Origin of the sequence: Micromonospora sp. DT53 (assembly GCF_049841535.1) — a bacterium.
Lineage (GTDB): Bacteria > Actinomycetota > Actinomycetes > Mycobacteriales > Micromonosporaceae > Micromonospora.
On sequence record NZ_JBNCKM010000001.1, the window covers coordinates 524,061 to 544,197 of the forward strand.

The 20,137-nt window shown below is 72.9% G+C and carries 19 protein-coding genes and 1 pseudogene; 11 read left to right on the forward strand and 9 right to left on the reverse strand.

Going from position 1 to position 20,137, the window contains the following annotated elements:
• Nucleotides 1-4 precede the first annotated feature (4 nt).
• From ACLQ3B_RS02600 to hisF, 3 genes are all read left to right on the forward strand, one after another.
• Nucleotides 5-436, forward strand: coding sequence for an organic hydroperoxide resistance protein (locus tag ACLQ3B_RS02600; protein WP_231396621.1), 432 nt, complete (start codon nt 5-7; stop codon nt 434-436).
• A 49-nt stretch (nt 437-485) separates the two neighbouring features.
• A complete protein-coding gene (locus tag ACLQ3B_RS02605) occupies nt 486-1,481 on the forward strand; it encodes an NADP-dependent oxidoreductase (RefSeq protein ID WP_425776976.1) in 996 nt (331 codons plus the stop codon).
• A gap of 73 nt (nt 1,482-1,554) precedes the next feature.
• Nucleotides 1,555-2,322 carry an imidazole glycerol phosphate synthase subunit HisF gene (hisF, locus tag ACLQ3B_RS02610; RefSeq protein WP_112582731.1) on the forward strand — a complete coding sequence of 256 codons (768 nt, stop codon included), beginning with the start codon at nt 1,555-1,557 and terminating at the stop codon, nt 2,320-2,322.
• 5 nt (nt 2,323-2,327) lie between these two features.
• On the opposite strand, the gene ACLQ3B_RS02615 is transcribed toward hisF, so the two are convergent.
• Together ACLQ3B_RS02615 and ACLQ3B_RS02620 are read right to left on the reverse strand one after the other, a co-directional pair.
• Nucleotides 2,328-2,789: a hypothetical protein gene (locus ACLQ3B_RS02615; RefSeq protein ID WP_357712758.1), complete on the reverse strand. Its 462-nt coding sequence runs from the start codon at nt 2,787-2,789 to the stop codon at nt 2,328-2,330.
• Nucleotides 2,790-2,890: 101 nt separating this feature from the next.
• Nucleotides 2,891-3,583, reverse strand: coding sequence for a YczE/YyaS/YitT family protein (locus tag ACLQ3B_RS02620; RefSeq protein WP_425776979.1), 693 nt, complete (start codon nt 3,581-3,583; stop codon nt 2,891-2,893).
• A 59-nt stretch (nt 3,584-3,642) separates the two neighbouring features.
• Here ACLQ3B_RS02620 and ACLQ3B_RS02625 point away from each other — a divergent pair, with 59 nt between their 5' ends.
• Nucleotides 3,643-5,100, forward strand: coding sequence for a PLP-dependent aminotransferase family protein (locus ACLQ3B_RS02625; protein ID WP_425776981.1), 1,458 nt, complete (start codon nt 3,643-3,645; stop codon nt 5,098-5,100).
• Nucleotides 5,101-5,165: 65 nt separating this feature from the next.
• Here the strand turns inward: ACLQ3B_RS02625 and ACLQ3B_RS02630 are convergent, their stop codons facing one another.
• The 3 genes from ACLQ3B_RS02630 to ACLQ3B_RS02640 all read right to left on the reverse strand — a co-directional run bounded on the left by ACLQ3B_RS02630 (nt 5,166) and on the right by ACLQ3B_RS02640 (nt 8,833).
• Entirely contained in the window at nt 5,166-6,992 is a 1,827-nt protein-coding gene (locus ACLQ3B_RS02630) for an AMP-dependent synthetase/ligase (protein WP_425776983.1), read from the reverse strand.
• 137 nt (nt 6,993-7,129) lie between these two features.
• Nucleotides 7,130-8,077 carry a terpene synthase family protein gene (locus tag ACLQ3B_RS02635; protein WP_425776985.1) on the reverse strand — a complete coding sequence of 316 codons (948 nt, stop codon included), beginning with the start codon at nt 8,075-8,077 and terminating at the stop codon, nt 7,130-7,132.
• Between the two features lie 126 nt (nt 8,078-8,203).
• Complete coding sequence (locus tag ACLQ3B_RS02640; protein ID WP_425776987.1) at nt 8,204-8,833, reverse strand: TIGR03085 family metal-binding protein; 630 nt, start codon at nt 8,831-8,833, stop codon at nt 8,204-8,206.
• Between the two features lie 172 nt (nt 8,834-9,005).
• Here ACLQ3B_RS02640 and ACLQ3B_RS02645 point away from each other — a divergent pair, with 172 nt between their 5' ends.
• The 3 genes from ACLQ3B_RS02645 to ACLQ3B_RS02655 all read left to right on the forward strand — a co-directional run bounded on the left by ACLQ3B_RS02645 (nt 9,006) and on the right by ACLQ3B_RS02655 (nt 13,628).
• Nucleotides 9,006-10,889, forward strand: coding sequence for an ABC transporter ATP-binding protein (locus ACLQ3B_RS02645; RefSeq protein WP_425776988.1), 1,884 nt, complete (start codon nt 9,006-9,008; stop codon nt 10,887-10,889).
• A 114-nt stretch (nt 10,890-11,003) separates the two neighbouring features.
• Nucleotides 11,004-12,794 carry an ABC transporter ATP-binding protein gene (locus tag ACLQ3B_RS02650; RefSeq protein WP_425776990.1) on the forward strand — a complete coding sequence of 597 codons (1,791 nt, stop codon included), beginning with the start codon at nt 11,004-11,006 and terminating at the stop codon, nt 12,792-12,794.
• Between the two features lie 84 nt (nt 12,795-12,878).
• Nucleotides 12,879-13,628 (forward strand): DUF2470 domain-containing protein, encoded by a 750-nt coding sequence (locus ACLQ3B_RS02655; protein WP_425776992.1) that lies wholly within the window; start codon nt 12,879-12,881, stop codon nt 13,626-13,628.
• A 16-nt stretch (nt 13,629-13,644) separates the two neighbouring features.
• Here ACLQ3B_RS02655 and ACLQ3B_RS02660 read toward each other — a convergent pair whose 3' ends face one another.
• The 3 genes from ACLQ3B_RS02660 to ACLQ3B_RS02670 form a co-directional block, all read right to left on the reverse strand.
• Nucleotides 13,645-14,241, reverse strand: a complete 597-nt coding sequence (locus tag ACLQ3B_RS02660) for a TetR family transcriptional regulator (RefSeq protein WP_425776994.1) — start codon at nt 14,239-14,241, stop codon at nt 13,645-13,647.
• A gap of 96 nt (nt 14,242-14,337) precedes the next feature.
• Nucleotides 14,338-15,093 carry an ABC transporter permease gene (locus tag ACLQ3B_RS02665; protein ID WP_425776996.1) on the reverse strand — a complete coding sequence of 252 codons (756 nt, stop codon included), beginning with the start codon at nt 15,091-15,093 and terminating at the stop codon, nt 14,338-14,340.
• Entirely contained in the window at nt 15,090-15,845 is a 756-nt protein-coding gene (locus tag ACLQ3B_RS02670) for an ABC transporter ATP-binding protein (RefSeq protein WP_425776998.1), read from the reverse strand. The genes ACLQ3B_RS02665 and ACLQ3B_RS02670 overlap by 4 nt, the downstream gene beginning before the upstream one ends.
• A 556-nt stretch (nt 15,846-16,401) precedes the next feature.
• Here ACLQ3B_RS02670 and ACLQ3B_RS02675 point away from each other — a divergent pair.
• From ACLQ3B_RS02675 to ACLQ3B_RS02690, 4 genes and pseudogenes are all read left to right on the forward strand, one after another.
• Nucleotides 16,402-16,725: pseudogene (locus ACLQ3B_RS02675) on the forward strand (phosphoribosyl-AMP cyclohydrolase); the annotation flags it as partial.
• A 207-nt stretch (nt 16,726-16,932) separates the two neighbouring features.
• Nucleotides 16,933-17,373, forward strand: coding sequence for a phosphoribosyl-AMP cyclohydrolase (gene hisI / locus ACLQ3B_RS02680; protein ID WP_425778013.1), 441 nt, complete (start codon nt 16,933-16,935; stop codon nt 17,371-17,373).
• Nucleotides 17,370-18,923, forward strand: coding sequence for an anthranilate synthase component I (locus ACLQ3B_RS02685; protein WP_425777000.1), 1,554 nt, complete (start codon nt 17,370-17,372; stop codon nt 18,921-18,923). The genes hisI and ACLQ3B_RS02685 overlap by 4 nt, the downstream gene beginning before the upstream one ends.
• Before the next feature lie 115 nt (nt 18,924-19,038).
• The gene (locus ACLQ3B_RS02690; RefSeq protein WP_425777002.1) at nt 19,039-19,629 is read left to right on the forward strand and encodes a Trp biosynthesis-associated membrane protein; all 591 of its coding nucleotides are present in this window, start codon (nt 19,039-19,041) and stop codon (nt 19,627-19,629) included.
• A 124-nt stretch (nt 19,630-19,753) separates the two neighbouring features.
• Here ACLQ3B_RS02690 and ACLQ3B_RS02695 read toward each other — a convergent pair whose 3' ends face one another.
• Nucleotides 19,754-20,023, reverse strand: a complete 270-nt coding sequence (locus tag ACLQ3B_RS02695; RefSeq protein ID WP_425778014.1) for a hypothetical protein — start codon at nt 20,021-20,023, stop codon at nt 19,754-19,756.
• Nucleotides 20,024-20,137: the final 114 nt, after the last annotated feature.

A 20,137-nucleotide genomic window follows, 5' to 3' on the forward strand; every position in this document is an offset into this window, starting at 1 on the left:
CATCATGCAGGTTCTCTACACCGCGTCCGCGACCGCCACCGGCGAGGGCCGGGACGGTCACGTCGAGACCTCCGACGGCACGCTCGCGCTCGACCTGGCCGTGCCGAAGGAGATGGGCGGCGCCGGCAGCGCGGCCAACCCCGAGCAACTCTTCGCCGCCGGCTACGCCGCCTGCTTCCACAGCGCCCTGCGGGTGGTGGCCCGGCGGGCCAAGGCCGACGTGACCGGTTCCGTGGTCACCGCCGAGGTGGGCATCGGCCCGAACGGCAGCGGCGGCTTCGGGCTCACCGCGCAGCTCGTCGTCGACCTGCCCGCCGCGCCCCGCGAGGTCGCCGAGCAGCTTGTCGAGCAGGCCCACCAGGTCTGCCCGTACTCCAACGCCACCCGTGGCAACGTCGACGTCACGCTTACCGTCCGCGAGACCCTGCCCGCGTGACATCGCCTTCCCCCAGGCCACCATCCGCGGACGAGAGGACGACCAACCCGTGACCAGCAACCGCGAGATCCACCTGGCCAGCCGCCCCGTCGGCTGGCCCACCGCTGACGACTTCCGGCTCGTCGAGACCGACGTTCCGACGCCTGGGCCGGGCCAGATCCTGGTCCGCAACCAGTACATGTCCGTCGACCCGTACATGCGCGGACGGATGAACGACGTCAAGTCGTACGTGGCGCCGTTCGCGCTCGACGCGCCGCTCGACGGCGCCGCGATCGGCGAGGTGGTGGCCAGCGAGGTGGCCGACATCGCCGTCGGGGCCACCGTCCAGCACGGGCTGGGCTGGCGGGAGTACGCGCTGCTCGACGCCACCGCCGCCCGTCCGGTCGACCCGAGTATCGCCCCGGTCAGCGCATACCTGAGCGTGCTCGGCATGACCGGCTTGACCGCGTACGCCGGGCTGCTGGAGGTGGCCGCGATGAAGCCCGGCGAGACGGTCTTCGTCTCCGCCGCGGCCGGCGCGGTGGGCAGCCTGGTCGGCCAGATCGCCAAGCTCAAGGGCGCCGGCCGGGTGGTCGGCAGCGCCGGCTCCCCGGCCAAGGTCGAGCGGCTGCGGGCGCTGGGCTTCGACGCGGCCTTCGACTACCACGACGGGGTCCGCGAGTCGCTGCGGGCGGCCGCCCCGGACGGCGTCGACGTCTATTTCGACAACGTCGGCGGCGACCACCTGGAGGCGGCGATCTCGGCCATGAACCTGCACGGCCGGGTCGCCATCTGCGGCATGATCGCGCAGTACAACGCCACCGAACCGTCGGCCGCGCCGCGCAACCTGGCGCTGGTCATCGGCAAGCGGCTCACCCTGCGCGGCTTCCTGGTCAACGATCACAACGACGTGCGGACGGCGTTCGTGCGCGACGTCGCGGGCTGGCTGCGTGCGGGCACGCTGTCCTACGACGAGACGATCGTGGACGGCATCGAGAACGCCCCGGCCGCGTTCCTCGGCCTGCTGCGCGGCGACAACCTCGGCAAGATGCTCGTCCGGGTGTGACGTAGACCTCGTGCACGGCGGCCGACCCGATCGGGTCGGCCGCCGTCGCGGGTGCGGAGGATAGGCTCACGGCATGACGGTGGCGGTACGGGTGATCCCCTGTCTGGACGTGGACGCCGGGCGGGTGGTCAAGGGGGTCAACTTCCTCGACCTTCGTGACGCCGGCGACCCGGTGGAGCTGGCCGCCGCGTACGACCGGGCCGGCGCGGACGAGCTGACCTTCCTCGACGTGACCGCGTCCTCCAGCGACCGGGGCACCATGCTCGACGTGGTGCGCCGCACCGCCGAGTCGGTGTTCATCCCGCTGACCGTCGGCGGCGGGGTCCGGCAGGTCGCCGACGTCGACACGTTGCTGCGCGCCGGAGCGGACAAGGTCGGCGTGAACACCGCCGCCATCGCCCGTCCGGAGCTGATCGCCGAGATCGCCGACCGGTTCGGCCGGCAGGTGCTCGTGCTCTCCCTCGACGTGCGACGGTCGCCGAACGGCGGCACGCCCAGTGGCTTCGAGGTCACCACGCACGGCGGTCGGCGTGGCACAGGCATCGACGCCGTCTGGTGGGCGCACCGTGGCGCCGAGTTGGGCGCGGGGGAGATCCTGCTCAACTCGATGGACGCCGACGGCACCAAGGCGGGCTTCGACCTGGAGTTGATCGCCGCGGTGCGCGCGGTCGTGGACGTGCCGGTGGTGGCCAGCGGGGGCGCCGGCGAGGTGGCCCACTTTCCGCCCGCGATCGGCGCCGGCGCGGACGCGGTGCTCGCCGCCAGCGTCTTCCACTTCGGTGAGCTGACCGTCGCCGAGGTCAAGGACGCGCTGCGCCTCGGCGGTCATCCGGTGCGCTGAGCCGCTCAGCGCTCGCCGGAGTGCCCCTCCGGTGACCGACGCGGGGTGGGGATCGAACGGACCGCGTACTCCTGGACGGCAGCCGCGTGGTCGGCCTCGTCCAGGATCCAGTCGGCGCTGCCGGGCGCGTGCCGGCGGGTCAACACACCCTGCACGGTGTCCACCATGGTCGCCACACCCGCGCGTGGGCGGGTACGCCACAGCTGTTCACCCTCGGCGGTGATCCGGAACCAGCCGTCGGCGACGCTGACCAGCCCGGCGCCGACCAGCCGCTGGACCGCGGCCTCCACCTCGTGTCGCTGCGGGATCGCGTGATTGAGGTGGTCGGCGGTGGAGAGCACGTCGGTCAGGCGCACGCCCTCCGGCCGTCGACTTGTCGCCGACCGACGGTGCCGTCCGGCGCCGCTCGCGATGACGAGCGACACGAAGATCCAGGCGTCCGTCCAGCGCCAACCGTTCTCCCCCATGCAGAGATGATGACGGCGCGCGTCGCGGAAGGGAACACCCACCCTCCAACCGGTACCCAGCACCACCACCACGTACCGGTTCGCGGACGGTCGGTGAGGGTTCAGCCGGCGGGGGCGGCCGGCGTGGCGGCGGCGGGCGGGGGCGCGGCGCTGTCCGGTGGGGGCGCGGCGCTGTCGGGTGCGCTGTCCTCCGGCACGGCGAACAGCGGGATGAAGAACTGGGCCAACGGGCCGATGGCCAGCGCGTACACGACGGTGCCCGGGCCGACCGTGCCGCCGAGCAGCCAGCCCAGCGCCAGCACGGTGACCTCGATGACGGTGCGCACCAGCCGGATCGACCGGCCGGGTCGACGGGCCACGTACCCGGTCATCAGGCCGTCGCGGGGGCCGGGCCCCAACCGGGCGCCGAGGTAGAGAGCGGTGGCGGCGCCGTTGGCGACGATCCCGCTGATCAGCATGGCGATCCGGACGCTGAGCGGGCCACCGGCGGGCAGCAGGGCCAGTGTGGCATCCACGACCAGGCCGATCACCACGACGTTGCTGACCGTGCCGAGGCCGGGTCGCTGCCGCAGCGGGATCCAGAGCAGCAGGACCAGAGCGCCGACGCCGATGGTGACCGTGCCGAAGGAGAGCCCGGTCAGCTCGGCGAGCCCCTGGTGGAACACGTCCCACGGGTCGAGGCCCAGGTGGGAGCGGATCATCAGGGCCATGCTGACGCCGTAGAGCGCGAGCCCGAGGTAGAGCTGGACCAACCGTCGAACTGGCCGGTGCCGCAGATTGCCAAGCAGTGCCATGCATGCCACCCTAGGTGCCAATCCTCCGCAAGGAAGAAGCCAATATCCGAGGAGTGGCTATGACCGGGCAGGTACGCGGCGTCCAATTGGCCCGTCTGCTCGGGCAGTGGCATGCCCTGCCGGGCCGCCGCCGCAGCCCGGACTATGCAGCTCTGGCCGGCTCGGTGCGCGGGCTGCTCGCCGACGGCCGGCTGCCGCTGGGCGTCCGCCTTCCGGCCGAACGGGAGCTGGCCGAGGCGCTGCGGATCAGCCGGACCACTGTCACCGCCGCCTACCGGCAACTGCGCGAGACAGGGCACCTGGCCAGCCGTCGGGGCGCCGGCAGCTGGACGATGCTGCCCGGCAACCACCGGGTGGCCAGCACCGGCCTGTGGACCCCCCTGGACGACCGGGAGATGCTCGACCTGGGCGTCGCGGCGCTGGCCGCCCCGCCGCAACTGCTGTCGGCCGCCCGGGCCGCCGCCGAGGACCTGCCCCGCTATCTGAGCGGTGCCGGCTACCACCCGACCGGCATCATCGAGCTGCGCGAGGCGGTGGCCGACGCGTACACCGCCCGGGGTCTGCCCACCTCGGCCGACCAGATCATGGTCACCAGCGGCACCCAGCACGCGCTGGACCTGGTGTTGCGACTCGCTCTCGCCCCCGGCGGCAGCGTCCTGGTCGAGTCCCCGACCTATCCCAACGCGCTTGCCGCGCTGGCCGGCCGCCGGGCCCGGATCACCACCCACGGTCTGGCCGCCGACGCCGGGGGTTGGGAGCCCGACCTGCTGCTGGGCAGCCTCCGGCAGACCCGGCCCAAGCTGGCCTACCTGATCCCGGAGTTCCAGAACCCGACCGGGCACCTGATGCCCGCCTCGCTGCGCGAGCGCGTGGTGGCCGCCGCACACGCGGTCGGCACCGACCTGATCGTCGACGAGTCCTTCGTGGACCTGGCGATGGACGGCACCGAGCTGCCACCCCCGGTCGCCACCTACGACAGGCACAGCCGGGTGGTCAGCATCGGCGGGATGAGCAAGCCCTACTGGGGTGGCCTGCGGATCGGCTGGGTGCGCGCGTCCGCGCCGCAGGTGCAGCGGCTGGCCGCCGTGCGGGTCGGGGTCGACATGGCCAGCCCGGTGTTGGACCAACTGGTCGCCGTCCACCTACTCGCCGACGCCGAGGCCATCGTCGCCGACCGTCGCGTCCAGTTGGCCGTCCAACGTGACGCCCTGCTCGGCGCGCTGGCGCACCGACTGCCGGAGTGGCGGGTCACCGTGCCGCGGGGTGGCGTGACGCTCTGGGCCGAGTTGGACGGCCCGATCTCGAGCGCGCTGGCCCGGGCCGCGGAGGAGGTCGGCGTACGGCTGGCGCCCGGCCCCCGGTTCGGCCTGGACGGCACCCTGGAGCGCTTCCTGCGGCTGCCGTTCACCCTGCCCGCGGCGGACCTCGTGGAGGCCGTCGGGCGGATCGCGGCGATCCGCTACGACCTGGACCGGGCCGGCCGCCAGCGGTGGCGCGAGCCGGCCGTCATCGCCTGAGGGTCCCGGTGCCACGAACGCCGGTGGCCCCGCACCCCAACGGGTACGGGGCCACCGGCGCCGCGTCAGAGCTCGGCGAGGGTGCCGGCGTACATCTTGTCGATCTCGGTGGCGAAGTTGCTCTCCACACCACGCCGCTTGATCTTCAACGACGGGGTGATCTCGCCGTCCTCGATCGTCAGGTCGCGCGGCAGGATGGCCACCTTCTTGATCGTCTCCCAGCGGTTGAGCTTGGCGTTGAGCTGGGCGACGTACTCCTCGACCATCGTCTGGGCCTCGGCCGAGGCGACAATCTCGGTGTAGTCGCGCCCCTCGAGCGGGCCACCGGCGACCCAGCCCCGGATCGCGTCCGGGTCCAGGGTGACGAGCATCGTGCAGAAGTTGCGGGCCTGACCGACGACGACCGCCTGGGAGGTGTACGGGCAGATGGCCTTGAACATCCCCTCGATGTGCGACGGCGCGATGTACTTGCCGCCCGAGGTCTTGACCAGGTCCTTCTTGCGGTCGGTGATGCGTAGGTAGCCCTGCTCGTCGAGGGTGCCGATGTCACCGGTGCGGAAGAAGCCGTCCTCGGTGAACGCGGCGGCGGTCTCCTCCGGCAGGTTGTGGTAGCCACGCATCACCGGCCGACCACGCAGCAGGATCTCCCCGTCCGTGTCGATCTTGCACTCCAGGTCGCCCATCGCCCGGCCCACCGTGCCGATCCGCAGCCCGGCCGGCGGGTTGACGAAGTTGCCGGCGCTGGTCTCGGTCAGGCCGTAGCCCTCGGAGATCGGCAGGTTCGCGGCGGCGAAGAAGGTGGCGATCTCCGGGCTGAGCGGTGCCGCGCCGGACACCAGCACCCGCATCCGGCCGCCCAGACGGGCCTGGAGCTTGCTGAACACCAGCTTCTCGGCCAACCCGTAGCGCAGCTTCAGCCCCGCCGGCACCGGCCTGCCGGCCTGCTCCAGGCTGATCTTCTCCTTGCCGATGCCGACGGCCCAGGCGAAGATCTTCGCCTTCGCGCCGCCGGCGCCCTGCGCGGTGGTGACGGCCTTGTTGTAGACCTTCTCGAACACCCGGGGGGCGCCGCACATCAGCGTCGGACGGATGACCGAGAGGAGGTCGACCAGCCGGTCCACCCGCCCGTCGACGTAGGTGGGCAGGCCGACGTGGATGGCGCCGCAGAGCAGGGTCTTGCCGAACGAGTGGGCCAGCGGCAGCCACAGGTACTGCAGGTCGTCGTCCCGCAGCAGCCCGACCTCGGCCTGCGCCACGGCCTCCCAGCACCAGCCGCCGTGCAGCAGCTCGACGCCCTTGGGTTGGCCGGTGGTGCCGGAGGTGTAGATCAGGGTGGCCAGGTGGTCCGGGCCGATGCCGGCCACGAGCATGTCGATCAGATCCGGCTCGGCGGCCAGCGCCTGGGTGCCGCGCTCCTCCAGCTCGGTGAGCGTCAACTGCGTGACCGCGGCGGTCGGGTCGACCGCGCCGTCGAGGAGCACCACGTGGGTGAGCGCGGGCAGGGTCGCACCGGCGATCTTCGCCGCCTGGGCCGGGTTCTCCGCGAAGAGCACCTTCGACCCGGAGTCGGCGATGATGTACGTCGCGTCCGCCGGCTCGGTGGTCGGGTAGACGGTGGTGGTCGCGCCGCCGGCGCACATGATGCCGAGGTCGGCGATCACCCACTCCAGCCGGGTGTTGGCGAGGATCGCGACCGGATCCTCCTGGCCGACGCCCAGGCCGTGCAGGCCGGCGGCGACCGCCTTGGCGCGCTGCCCGGCCTGCGCCCAGGTCACCCAGGCAGGTCCCGAGTCGTCGGAGTTCGGGGACGCGAACGCGTTTCGGTCGGGGGTGGCCGCCACGCGCTTGAGGAACATGTCCGGGATGGAGCGGTACGGTACATCGAGAGCCATCGCTGTAGCCGCCTTCGGGGGTGGTGGCGTGACGGTCGTCACGTCATGATGGTTACCGAAGAGTATTGCGTGTCACCGTGCATCGGCTAGCCCTGGTGATCGTCCGGCCGTCCCATCCCACCGACCAGTACGGTCGATCAGGCGTACCGGGCGGCCACCATCGACCAGTCGTAGGTGGCCCGGACCCAGTTGCGTCGGGCGGTCAACGCGTCGCGGATCCCGTCGTCGCCGGCGGCACGGAGCGCCTCCTCCGCGTCCAGGTAGGTAGCCAACCCCTGGTTGAACCGGTGTGCCGCACTCCGCAGCGCGGCCACCTCGTCCGCGTCGCTGTCCTGGGCGATCACCGTGACCAGGTTGTGCGCGTCCGGGTCGTTCTGGCTCTCCTTGCCGTAGGAGAAGAGGTCGTTGCACCAGCAGACCAGGTCCACCGCCAGCAGATCCAGGGCGACCAGCGCCGGGTCGGCGCGCTGGGCTGGCGCGGAGGGCCGTGCCGACGCCAGGTCGGTCAGGGTGAGGCAGGGGTGCACGCCGCCGATGTGCCGGCGCAGCTGGACGTACTCCGCCACCTCGGGGACGCGCCGACGTTCCCGGTTGCCCGCCTCCCAGAGCAGCGCCAGCAGGTACTCCCGCATCTGGCTGACGAACCGCAGCAGCAGTCCAGCGTGATCGTGCAGCCGGGTCCGGCGGCAGAGGTCGTGCAGCGCGTCACCCAGTGGCCCGACGGCGGGCGGTACGACGTCCGGGTCACCGCACCGGTCCAGCACGTCGAGCAGGGTGCTGATCGCCGGGCCCAGCCGGACCGGGTCGGCGCCGAGGCCGTCCTCGTCGCAGGCGTCGTCCATCACGAAGAGCCAACTGATCAGGTCGGTGAGCAGCCGTAGCCCATCCACCGAGCCGTCCGGGCAGGCGCGGCCGGCCAGGCCGGCGGCGTCGGCCCGTTCCAGGCGGCGCACACGTTGGCTGGAATCGACCAGCCCGAACGTGCCCGCCCACTCGAGGCTCTCACCCGCCACCTGGTCCGTGGCCCGGTGGCGGCCCGTGGGGAACGGGGGTTCCCGCAGCGCCGAAATCGCGAAGTCCCGCACAATGCGCCCCCACTTCGTGCCGCCCGGCGCGGATCGGCGCGCTGAAGCGTACGGGAGGAGGTATCAACATGTTTCGCTGGGTGTGGGAAATTCCACAGTCATTTGTGACCGTTTGCGCACACGCGGTCACATGCCCAGGTTGGCGGTGCGCAGGCGCCGGGCCGCCTCTGCCGAACCGTTCAGTTGGACCCGGGCCACCCGCTGCCGGCCGGAGAAGAACAGCACCAGCTCCGCCGGGGCGCCCACCAGGCGCAGCGGCTCACCGCCGCGACCGACGGAGACCTCACCGTGGCCGGGCGCCTGCACGTAGAGGTCAGCCGGGAAGCGGCGCAGTGCCAGCCGGGCCATCGGCGCGGCACGTTTCCACAGGGCCTTCTGCAGGCCGGTGGGCAGATCACGCGGCTGCCACCCGGAGCCGGCCCGCCGGACGTCCTCGTGGTGGATGAAGAACTCCATCGTGTTGGCCAACTCGTCGGTCACCGGGTTGCTGACCGGGCTCCACAGCGGCGGTCGCCGCACCTGCGCCACCAGCTCCGGGTAGGGCCGCGCGGCGAGCCGCCGACGGATCCGCTCGGCGTAGCCGCGCAGCGGCGGCAACAGGATCCCACCCGCCGCGTCCGGGCGGCGCTCCCGCAGCACCAGATGCGCGGCGAGGTCACGGGTCGCCCAGCCCTCGTTGATCGTCGGAGCGGCCGGCCCGAGGGCCAGCAGAAGATCGGCCAGCGCCTCGCGCTCGGCTCGGGCGTACCGCGGCATGGCCCGATCGTAGGCCCGGTGACCCGCCGCCGCGCGACAGCGGACGCCGCTCGGCGGCGGCGGCACGTCGCCGCGCGGTACGTGACGGTCGACATATCCGCTCAGGGTCGGCGGCACTGGCCCCGACCGGTAAGGATGAGGGAGATAATTGTGGCTTACGGCGGGGGAGAGCGTGGCGAGCAAGACAAGTCGGGACGTTCTCAGTCGAGGGCTGGGGGTCCTGCGGCAGGCGATCCGTGAACAGCCGCGGATCTTCGCGGTGGCGGTCGTCGGCAGCGTGCTCTTCGGCGGGATGATCATTGTCAGCGCCCGGGTCGTCGGGTCGGTCATCGGTGAGGTGGCGCTCCCGGCGATCGAACGCGGCGAGGTGGGCGCCGGCACCCTGGCGCTGGCCGCGGCCGCGTTGTTCGGGATCAGCGTGCTGCGGGTGGCGGGCATCTTCGGCCGCCGGCTCGGCGCCGGCTACATGCAGTACCGCCTACAGGCCTCCTACCGTCGCAGGGTCACCCGCCGGTACCTGGAGCTGCCGCTGTCCTGGCACCACCGCAACTCCACAGGCACCCTGCTGTCCAACGCCAACTCCGACGTGGAGGCGGCCTGGTATCCGATCGCGCCGCTACCGTTCGCCGTCGGCACGTTGGTGATGCTGGTCGGCGCGATCGTGTCGCTGTTCGCGACCGACTGGGCGCTCGCCCTGGTCGGCCTCGCCGTCTTCCCCGCGCTGTTCGCGCTCAATGTCGTCTACTCCCGCCGGATGGCCCCCCGCCAAGCCCGGGCGCAGCGCCTGCGCGCCGAGGTCAGCGGGATCGCCCACGAGAGTTTCGACGGCGCCCTGGTCGTCAAGACGATGGGCCGCGAGGCCCAGGAGACCGCCCGGTTCGCGGGCCGCGCCGGTGAGCTGCGCGACTCGCTGATCGCGGTCGGCCGACTGCGCGGCATCTTCGACCCGCTGCTGGAGACGCTGCCCAGCCTCGGCACCCTCGCCGTACTGGTGGTCGGGGCGTTCCGGCTGCGCCAGGGCGCGATCAGCGTGACCGAGCTGGTCAGCGTGGCCTTCCTCTTCACCGTGCTGGCCTTTCCGGTGCGGGCCATCGGGTGGGTGCTGGCCGAGCTGCCGCGCAGCGTCGCCGGCTGGGACCGGGTCCGCCGGGTGCTCGACGCCACCGGCGAGATGCCGTACGGGCAGCGGGTGCTCGACCCGGCCGGCTCCGGCCCGGCCACCCTCACCTTCAGCGACGTGCACTACTCCTACCCACCGGCCGAAGCGCACCCGCCCGGCGCGCAGGTCCTCGGCGAGGTCGGCTTCACGGTGCCGTCCGGTCGGACGGTGGCCCTGGTCGGGCCCACCGGCGCCGGCAAGTCCACCATCACGTCGCTGGCGGCGCGCCTCGTCGACCCGGACTCCGGCACGGTGAGCCTGGACGGCGTGGACGTGCGCGAGCTGACCTCCGCGTCGCTTGCCGGCACGGTGGCCCTGGTCGCCCAGGTGCCCTTCATCTTCGACGACACGGTCCGCGCCAACATCGCCCTCGACCGGTCCGGCGTCGACGACGAGGTGGTCTGGGCGGCACTGCGGCTGGCCGAGGCGGACGGATTCGTCGCCGCGCTGCCCGAGGGTCTGGACACCATGGTCGGCGAGCGGGGCACCTCGCTGTCCGGCGGTCAGCGGCAGCGGCTCACCCTGGCCCGCGCGCTGGCCGGTCGACCGCGCCTGCTGGTCCTCGACGACGCGACAAGCGCTGTCGATCCGCGAGTGGAGGCGGCCATCCTGGCGGGACTACGGTCCTCGACCGCGCAGGCGGGGGTTCCGGCCGCGTCGATCCTGGTGGTGGCGTACCGCCGGGCCACCATCGCCCTGGCCGACGAGGTCATCTACGTGGAGCAGGGGCGGGTGGTCGCCCGGGGCACCCACAGCGAGCTGTTGGCGACCGTGCCCGGGTACGTCGACCTGGTCACCGCCTACGAGCAGGCCGAGGTCGAGCGCGCGCAGGAGAGTTCGTACGGCGACGATGTGGCGCCGTTGCCCTCGGGCCTGGAAATCGAGGTGGACCGGTGAGCGCGAGGAGTGCAGCGAAGCGGAGCCCCGCAGTCGCGAACGAAAGGCGAGCCCGGTGAGCGCGAGGAGTGCAGCGCAGCGGAGCCCCGCAGTCGCGAACGAAAGGCCAGCCCGGTGAGCGCGAGGACTCGGAGTAGTGACACCCAGGAGGCGCGGGAGGAGACGACCTGGCAGACCCTGCGTCGGGGCTTGGCGCTCTCGCCGGAGCTACGGATCGGTCTGGCCGGCACGTTGGCGCTGGCGTTGGTCTACATGGTCGGTCGGGTCGCCGTGCCGGTCGCCGTGCAGCAGGGCATCGACCGGGGTCTCGTCGGTGGTCTGAACCTGAACGTGGTCTGGTCGGTGGTGGTGATCACCACGGCGATCCTGACGATCACCACGATCTGCGGTTACCTGATGATGCGGCGGCTGTTCACGGTCAGCGAGACGGCGTTGGCCAACGTCCGGACGCGGGCGTTCCGACACGTGCACGACCTGTCGATGCTGCACCAGCAGTCGGAGCGGCGGGGTTCGCTGGTCTCGCGGGTGACCAGCGACGTCGACCAGATCACCCAGTTCCTCCAGTGGGGCGGGGTGATCCTGCTGGTCAACCTCGGTCAGCTGGTGGTCACGACGGCCGTCATGCTGGCGTACTCCTGGCAGTTGACCCTGGTGGTCCTGGCCGCGTTCCTGCCGGCGGTGTTCGTCATCCGGCAGTTGCAACGCCGTCTCGGCGGCGCGTACGCGACGGTGCGTCAACGCACCGGGACGCTGCTGGGCGCGATCGGCGAGAGCGTGGTGGGCGCCCCGGTGATCCGGGCGTACGGCATCGCCGGGCGTACCGAGCGGCGGCTGGACGAGGCGATCGACGGGCAGCGTCTGGCGCAGCAGCGGGCGATCCGGATCAGCATCGTGGGCAGCTCGGTCGGGGAGTTGGCGGCGGGGCTGGCGCTGGCCGGGGTGGTGGTGCTCGGCGTGTTGCTGGGGGTGGACGGCACGCTGTCGATCGGCCAGCTGACCGCGTTCCTCTTCCTGGTGACGCTGTTCATCCAGCCGGTGCAGATCGCCACCGAGGTGCTCAACGAGGCGCAGAACGCGATCGCCGGCTGGCGTCGGGTGCTGGACGTGCTGGACGTCGCCCCGGACGTGGCCGACCCGGGGGAGCAGGGGCGGGAGCTGCCGGGCGGGCCGCTGGACATTCGGTTCGCCGGTGTGCGGTTCGCCTATCCGGGTGGTCCGCCGGTGCTGCACGACATCGACCTGGAGATCCCGGCGAAGAGCCGGGTGGCGGTGGTCGGTGAGACCGGCAGCGGCAAGACCACGTTCGCCAAGTTGCTGACCCGTCTGATGGACCCGTCGGCCGGGGCGGTGCTGCTGTCCGGGGTGCCGTTGACGGACGTCCGGTTCGACTCGCTGCGCTCCCGCGTGGTGATGGTGCCGCAGGACGGGTTCCTCTTCGACGCGACGGTGGGGGACAATGTCCGGTTCGCCCGGCCGGACCTGACCGACGAGCAGCTGAGCGCCGCCTTCACCGAGCTGGGCCTGTCGGACTGGCTGGAGGGTCTGCCGGCGGGCCTGGACACTCCCGTCGGGGAGCGCGGCGAGGCGCTCAGTGTCGGGGAGCGTCAGCTTGTCGCGTTGGCCCGCGCGTACGTGGCTGACCCGGACCTGCTGGTGCTCGACGAGGCGACAAGCGCGGTGGACCCGGCGACGGAGGTGCGGTTGCAACGCACACTGGACGCGGTCACCCGAGGTCGGACGACCCTCGCGATCGCGCACCGGCTCTCCACCGCGCAGGGCGCCGACGAGGTGATCGTGGTGGACCGGGGTCGGGTGGTCCAGCGCGGCCCGCACGACGAGCTGGTCCGTGACGCCGACTCGGTGTACGGCCTGCTCTACGCCTCGTGGCTGGAGCAGACCCGGTGAGGTGCGGCGGAGTGGTGGACGTCGGCGGGCGGGTGCTCTAGGCTCCGGCTTAGGTAAGCCTAACCTCTGAAGGAGGTCGCGCCCATGCGGCCCAACTCCGCCGAGATCGTCCGTACCCTCGTCGCCGGACGCCTGCCCGGTCTCGTGCACCTGGCCCACCGGCCGGGCCCGCACCACGCCCGGCACGTCACCGACGCGGACGGGCGGGTGCTGCTGCTGGTGCCGGTGGCCAGCCACCTGGCCGCCGCCCTGCAACCGTCCGCCGGGGGCAGCGACGTCGCGGTGGTCCTCGACGTGCTCGACCTGCCGCCGGCCGCCGGCGCGCCCGGCCTGGGTCGTGCCTGGGTGTCCGGCTGGGCGGCCGAGCTGCGCGGCGACGAGGCCCGCCACGCGGCTGTCGACTTCGCCGCGGTCGAGCCGACCGGCGACCTGCTCGACCTGGGCACCCGGTTCCGGTTGTTCCGCTTCGAGGTGGTCGAGGTCCGCTGGGAGCGGGCCGGCGTCGTGCGCCGGATCGACCCGGTGGAGTACGCCGAGGCCGAGCCGGACCCGGTGCACCCGGTCGAGGCCCGCCTGCTCGCCGACCTCGCCGAGTGCGACGGCGCCCAGGTGACGGAGTACCTGCGCCGGCAGCTCGGGTTGACCGAGCAGACCCCGGACGGGCCGCCGCGGGTGGTGCGCATCGACAGGTACGGGCTGGTGGTGGCCCTCGGTCGCCCCGGTGCCCGGCGTCGCGTCCGGCTCGCCTTCCCCGGCCCGGTGGCGGACCCGGCCGAGCTGCCCCGACTGCTGCCCCCACTGCGCCTGACGGCCGACGCCCACCCACCCCGCTGACCGGCGGTCAGCGGGGTCAGGCGGGTAGCGGGTCGATGAGGTAGCGCTGGATCGTGGGACCGATCGCGGCCACCAGGGTCTCCGGGTCCGCCGAGGCGACCGGCTCAAGGCGCACCACGTGCCGCATCATTGCCAGGCCGATCATCTGGGTGGCCACCAGGGAACCCCGCAGCGGCAGCTCGGCCGGATCGACGTCGAGGTTTTCGAGCACCCGGCGCAGCACCTGGGTGGTGACGAACTCACGCAGCAGCCGAGCGGTCCACTCGTTGGTCACCGCGGAGCGCAGCAGTGCCTGCGCGGCGCTGCCGACCGGGGAGTCCCAGATGCCGAGGAAGGCGCGCACCATGCGTTCGCCGACGGCGTCCCGGTCACCGGCGAGCACCTTCGGCACCAGCTGACCGGGATCGAACGGGAAGTTCATCGCGGCCAGGAAGAGCTGGTCCTTGCTGCCGAAGTAATGGTGCACCAGCGCCGGGTCGACCTCCGCCGTGCCGGCGATGGCCCGGATCGAGGCGGCGTCGAAGCCACGTTCGGCGAACGCCGTCCGCGCCGCGTCGAGGATCGCCTCCCGGGTGCCTGGTTTGCCGGGTCGCCGGCCGGTTCGCCGAGTCATCGCCGCCCTTCGTTCGTCCGCCTGGGCACGTCATGGGTCGGCCCGGCCCACGACGGGGTCGGCTGCCGCGCTGGCCGCCGCCCCCGTCGCCGGCGGTCAGCCGCTGCGTCGGCGCAGGGTGGCCGCCGCGAGCACCAGCGCCAGCACCACCGCGCCGAACACCACCACCACGTCCCGCCACATCCGGCCGGTCGGCTCGGCGTGGGCGCCGACCTCCTGCAACGCGTCGATGGCGTACGACAGGGGGAAGGCGTCACTGAGCGCCTGGAGCCAGCCGGCCATCTGGTCGCGGGCCACGAACAGCCCGCAGAGCAGCAGTTGGGGGATCACCACGACTGGCAGGAACTGTACTGCCTGGAACTCGGTGCGCGCGAAGGCACTGCACAGCAGCCCGAGGGCGACGCCGAGCACGGCGTCGAGCACGGCGATCCCGATCACCAGCCCGATGCTGCCGGCGGTGTCCAGATTGAAGATCCAGTACGCCACCGAGGCGGCGAGGGCGGCCTGCACGGCGGCGGCCAGTCCGAACGCGATGCCGTACCCGAAGAGCAGATCGAGCTTGCCCAGCGGTGTGGTGAGCAGCCGTTCCAACGTGCCGGAGGTGCGTTCCCGCAGCATGGCGATGCTGGTCACCAGGAACATGATCACGAAGGGGAAGATGCCGAGCACCACAAGCGCGATCCGGTCGAAGGTCGGCGGCTGGCCGGGTGGGGTCGGCTGGTCGGCGTACATGTAGTTGACAAGGGTGAGCAGGGCGGCCGGCACCACCACGAGTAGCGCGATGGTCCGCCGGTCGTGTCGGAGCTGCCGCAGGATGCGGCCGGTGGTGGCGGCGAGGATTCGGGGGTTCATGCTGTCTCCCGTGCGGGTGTCGCTTCGGTGCTGGTGAAGGTGGCCTCGCTGGCCCGGATGAGCCGCAGGAATGCCTCGTCGAGGTCGTCCACGCCGGCGGTGGCGCGGATCGCCTCCGGCGTGTCGTCGGCGATCAACCGCCCCTGGCGGATCAGCAACAGGCGGTCGCAGCGCGCCGCCTCGTCCATCACGTGGCTGGACACCAGCAGGGTGGTGCCGGCGGCGGCCATGTCGTGGAACCGGGCCCACAGGTCGGCCCGCAGCACCGGGTCCTGACCGACGGTCGGCTCGTCGAGGACGACCAGCTCCGGCTCCCCGACCAGGGCACAGGCCAGTGAGGCTCGGCTGCGTTGACCGCCGGAGAGGGTGCCGACCAGTTGACCGGCCGCCTCGGCCAGCCCGACATCGCTGATCGCCCGGTCGGCCTCGGCGCGCCCACGCCCGAACAGGGCCGCGAAGTAGCGGGCGTTCTCCCGGACGGTCAGGTCGGCGTAGACGCTCGGCGCCTGGGTCAGGTAGCCCACCCGGTGCCGCAGCGCGGGGGTCCCCGCCGGTTGGCCGAGCACGGTGACCGTTCCGCCACTGAGCAGCTGCACCCCGACCACCGCGCGCATGAACGTGGTCTTGCCGCTGCCGCTGGGACCGAGCAGCCCGGTGACCGCGCCGCGCCGGACCCGGCAGCTGATGCCGTCCAGCACCCGCCGCCCACCCCGGTCGACGACCAGGTCTCGGACGGCTATCGCATCGTCCATCACACACCTCCACAGAAAACTCATCACTCGTTGAACTCAACGCTAGATGAAATACCGCGCCGGACGCAACGCCCCGGAACGGTGTCTGCCTGGCCGTCGCGCAGTGCGCGAGAACGGGCAGTAGGCTCCGGACCGGACACGAAGTCCGCCAACGGGCATTGCGCCCTGATCGGACGTACGGCACGATGGCGCGGTGGGTCACGCTCCGTTACCGAATAGCGGTTTTCTTGAGGATTGGGCCGCGCGGTTGCGACAGGCCGCCGAGCGGCCGGTCGTCGGCATCCTGTTGCGCGGCAGCCACGCCCGCCGCGCCGCCACCGCGCACAGCGACGTCGACCTCGACGTGCTGGTAGGCGGCGCACCGTACGCGGCCCGCCGGGCCTACCTGGCCGAGTCCGCAGGCCAGGTCACCCACGTCTCGGTGGCCGCCCGGGACGTCCGGTCCTGGGTGCACCGTCTCGGCGAACCGGCCGACTGGGCGTTCGGGCTGCCGGTCACCGCGCCCGCGCGGCTGCTCTGGGCCGACCCGCACTGGCGGCCCCGGATCGACCTGCCGGTGCTCTGTCAGCCCGCCGAGCCACCCCGACTGGAAGAGCTGATCGCCACGCTGGGTAAGGCCGCCGCCGCCCGCGCGGCCAGCGACCGCCTCGGGGTCCGGCTCGCCGTCGCCGACCTGGCGCGGCTCTGCCCCTCGGTGCTGCGCCCGGCCAACCCGTCCGTGCGGGTCCACTCCCGCCGGGCAGCCTTCGCGGCAGCCCTGGAACTGCCGGTGGCCCCACCCGGCTACCGCACGGACATGCTGCTCTGCCTCGGGCTGCGCCCAGGCGCCACCGGGCAACTCTGGGCCGCCGCCGTACGACTGGTCGCCGGCACACTGCCGTTGATCCGTCCGTACGCGCAGGAGATCGCCGACACGGCCGGCGCGGACCTGGCCGCCGCCCTGGTCGACGGCCGGCTGGACCGCTATGTCGCCCAGCTGGCCCGGCCGGCCGGGCCTTCGCCGCAGCCCCGGCCCTCGGGGCCTCCGCCGTCGCCCTGCCGGGAGCGGTCGGCGGTGCCCGCGCCGCGTGCGGGAGAATTGGTGACTGTGCCCGTACCTGACCCGCCGGTGACCGGCGTCCCCAGCGATCCGAACGAGCCGGCCGCGCCCGCGCCCGCGCCGGCGCGCCCGTCCCGGCTCGACCCGGCCATCGCCGCCCAGCTGCGCCGCACCGCCGACGGTCTGGTCGCCGCCGTGGTGCGTGCGCACGACTCCGGTGAGGTGCTGATGGTCGCCTGGATGGACGACGAGGCGTTGCACCGCACCCTCACCACCGGCCGGGCCACCTACTGGTCGCGCAGCCGAGGCGAATACTGGGTCAAGGGCGCCACCTCCGGGCACCACCAGTACGTGCGGTCGGTAGCCCTGGACTGCGACGGGGACGCGCTGCTGGTGAGCGTGGACCAGGTCGGCGCGGCCTGCCACACCGGCCACCGGACCTGCTTCTTCACCGAGCTGCCCGTCACGAGGACGGAGGCCCTCCAATGACCGACGGCGCCCTCAGCCCCGACCTGGCCACCTTCACCGCGCTGGCCGCCGACTGGCGGGTCGTGCCGGTCACCCGGCGGCTGCTCGCCGACGCGGAGACTCCGGTGGGGGTCTACCGAAAGCTGGCCGGCGGCCCGGGCACGTTCCTGTTGGAATCGGCCGAGCAGGGTGTCGGCTCGGCAGGCATGGCCTGGTCGCGGTACTCGTTCATCGGCGTACGCAGCAGCGCGACCCTCATCGAACGCGACGGCGTGGCGACCTGGCTGGGCCAGCCGCCGACCGGGCTGACCACCGAGGGTGACCCGGTGCGGATGCTGCGGGAGACCGTGGCGGCGCTGGCCGGCCCGGTCGGGGACCCGTCCGACGGCCTGCCGCCGCTGACCGGGGGCATGGTCGGCTATCTCGGCTACGACCTGATCCGGCGCTTCGAGCGGTTGCCCGAGCTGACCGAGGACGACCTGGGCGTCCCGGAGCTGGGCATGATGCTCGCCACCGACCTGGTGGTGCTCGACCACTACGACGGCTCGGCGATCCTGGTCGCCAACGCGGTGCTGCCGCCGTTGGACGCCCCGGACCGCGCCCCGCAGGTCGCCGCCGCCTACCACCACGCGGTGGGCCGGTTGGACGCGATGACCACGGCGCTGTCCCGGCCCATCCCGCCGATGATCTCCACCGTCGAGCGTCCGCCGGCCGGCGAGGTGCTCTGCCGGACGCCCGACGGCGGCTACCCGAAGGCGGTGGAGGCGGCCAAGGAGGCGATCCGGGCCGGTGAGTGCTTCCAGATCGTGCTCTCCCAGCGCTTCGAGCGGGCCACCCATGCCGACCCGCTGGACGTCTACCGGGTGCTGCGCACCAGCAACCCCAGCCCGTACATGTACCTGCTGCGTTTCGACGGGTTCGACATCGTCGGCTCGTCCCCGGAGGCGCACCTGAAGGTCACCGGGGCCGCGGACGGGCGACGCCGGGCGTTGCTGCACCCGATCGCCGGCACCCGGCCGCGGGGCGGCACCCCCGCCGCCGACGCCGCGCTCGCCGCCGAGCTGCTCGCCGACCCGAAGGAACGGGCCGAGCACGTGATGCTTGTCGACCTCGGCCGCAACGACCTGGGCCGGGTCTGTCAGCCCGGCACCGTGGAGGTGCCCGAGTTCGCCACCATCGAGCGGTACAGCCACGTCATGCACATCGTCTCCACAGTCACCGGCACGCTGCGTGACGACCAGACCGCCTTCGACGCGCTGGCCGCGACCTTCCCGGCCGGCACGCTCTCCGGGGCGCCGAAGGTGCGCGCCATGGAGATCATCGAGGAGTTGGAGCCGGTCCGTCGTGGCCTCTACGGCGGCACCGTCGGCTACTTCGGCTTCGGCGGTGACCTGGACATGGCGATCGCCATCCGGACCGCGCTGATCCGCGACGGCCGCGCCTACGTGCAGGCCGGGGCGGGGGTGGTCGCCGACTCGGACCCGTCCGCCGAGGACCAGGAGACGCGGAACAAGGCCGCGGCCGTGCTGGCCGCGATCGCGGCCGCCGAAACACTCCGGCCCGCCCGGTGAGCGCGAGGAGTGCAGCGAAGCGGAGCCCCGCAGTCGCGAACGAAGGACCAGCCGGGGTGAGCGCGAGGAGTGCAGCGAAGCGGAGCCCCGCAGTCGCGAACGAAGGGACGAAATCGTGAGGGGCGGGGAGCGGTCCGTCGTGGGCCGGCGGGCGTTGACGTACGCCGTGCTGCTCTGCCTGGCCGGCGCGGGCCTGGCGCTGTGGGCCGCGACGCGCGGTTGGTCGGTGGAGCTGACGGTGCGTCCGGCGCCTCTGCCGCCGGTGCGCGACACCCGCAGCGGTGCGAGCCTGCTGCCCTGGCTGCCGGCGTTGGCCCTGGTGACGCTGGCCGGGGGTGGCGCGGTGTTGGCCACTCGGGGGCACCTGCGTCGGGTGCTCGGTGTGCTGCTCGGCGTGCTCGGTCTGGCCGTGGCGGCCGGCGGCGGGTATGGGCTGGTCGCCGACGTGGGCGGCTCGGTGAGCCGGCAGTGGCCGGCGCTCTGCCTGCTCGGCGGTCTGCTGGCTGCCGTTGGCGGCTGGTGGACGGCCGTGCGGGGCGGTGACTGGCCGGCGATGGGAGCGCGGTACGAACGTCCGGTGCGGACCGCTCCGGAGCCCCCGGCGGCGCAGAGCGACCCGGCCGCGCCGCCGACCCCGTTGGCGGGGCGGCGGACCACCGAGGCGTGGGACGCGCTGGACCGGGGCGAGGACCCGACGGCCGACTGACGCGGTGACCGCCTGAGGCGGTGACCGCCTGAGGCGGTGACCGCCTGAGGCGGTGACCGCCTGAGGCGGTGACCGGCTGAGGCGGTGACCGCGGCGGCCGGTTGGCGCGGCGGCCGGCGGGCGGTCAGCCGACCGGCTGGCGTTCCCACTGGGCGCGGCGACTCGCGGCGCGGGCGGCGGTCAGCTCGGCGACCAGGCGGTTCAGCTCGGCGCGTTGGTCGGCGCGGGCCCGGTCGGCGCAGACCGCCTCCCAGGCGTTGCCTCGTGCCGTCCGCATCCGTCCCTCGCCCACCATGGCCCGTTCCACGGTGTGCACCACCCCGACGGCGAGTGATGCCACCGTCCGCGAGATGGTGGTCAGTCCGATGGTCGGGTGCGGCTCGGAAATGCTCATGGTCACCTCGCGCGAGGAGTTGCGGCGGTCGGGCAGGCGCGCCATCGAGTCTGCCTGAGGACGATGCTCACCCGTCGAGGTTTCGCCGCGGTGACCGCCCGGTCAACTGTCCCG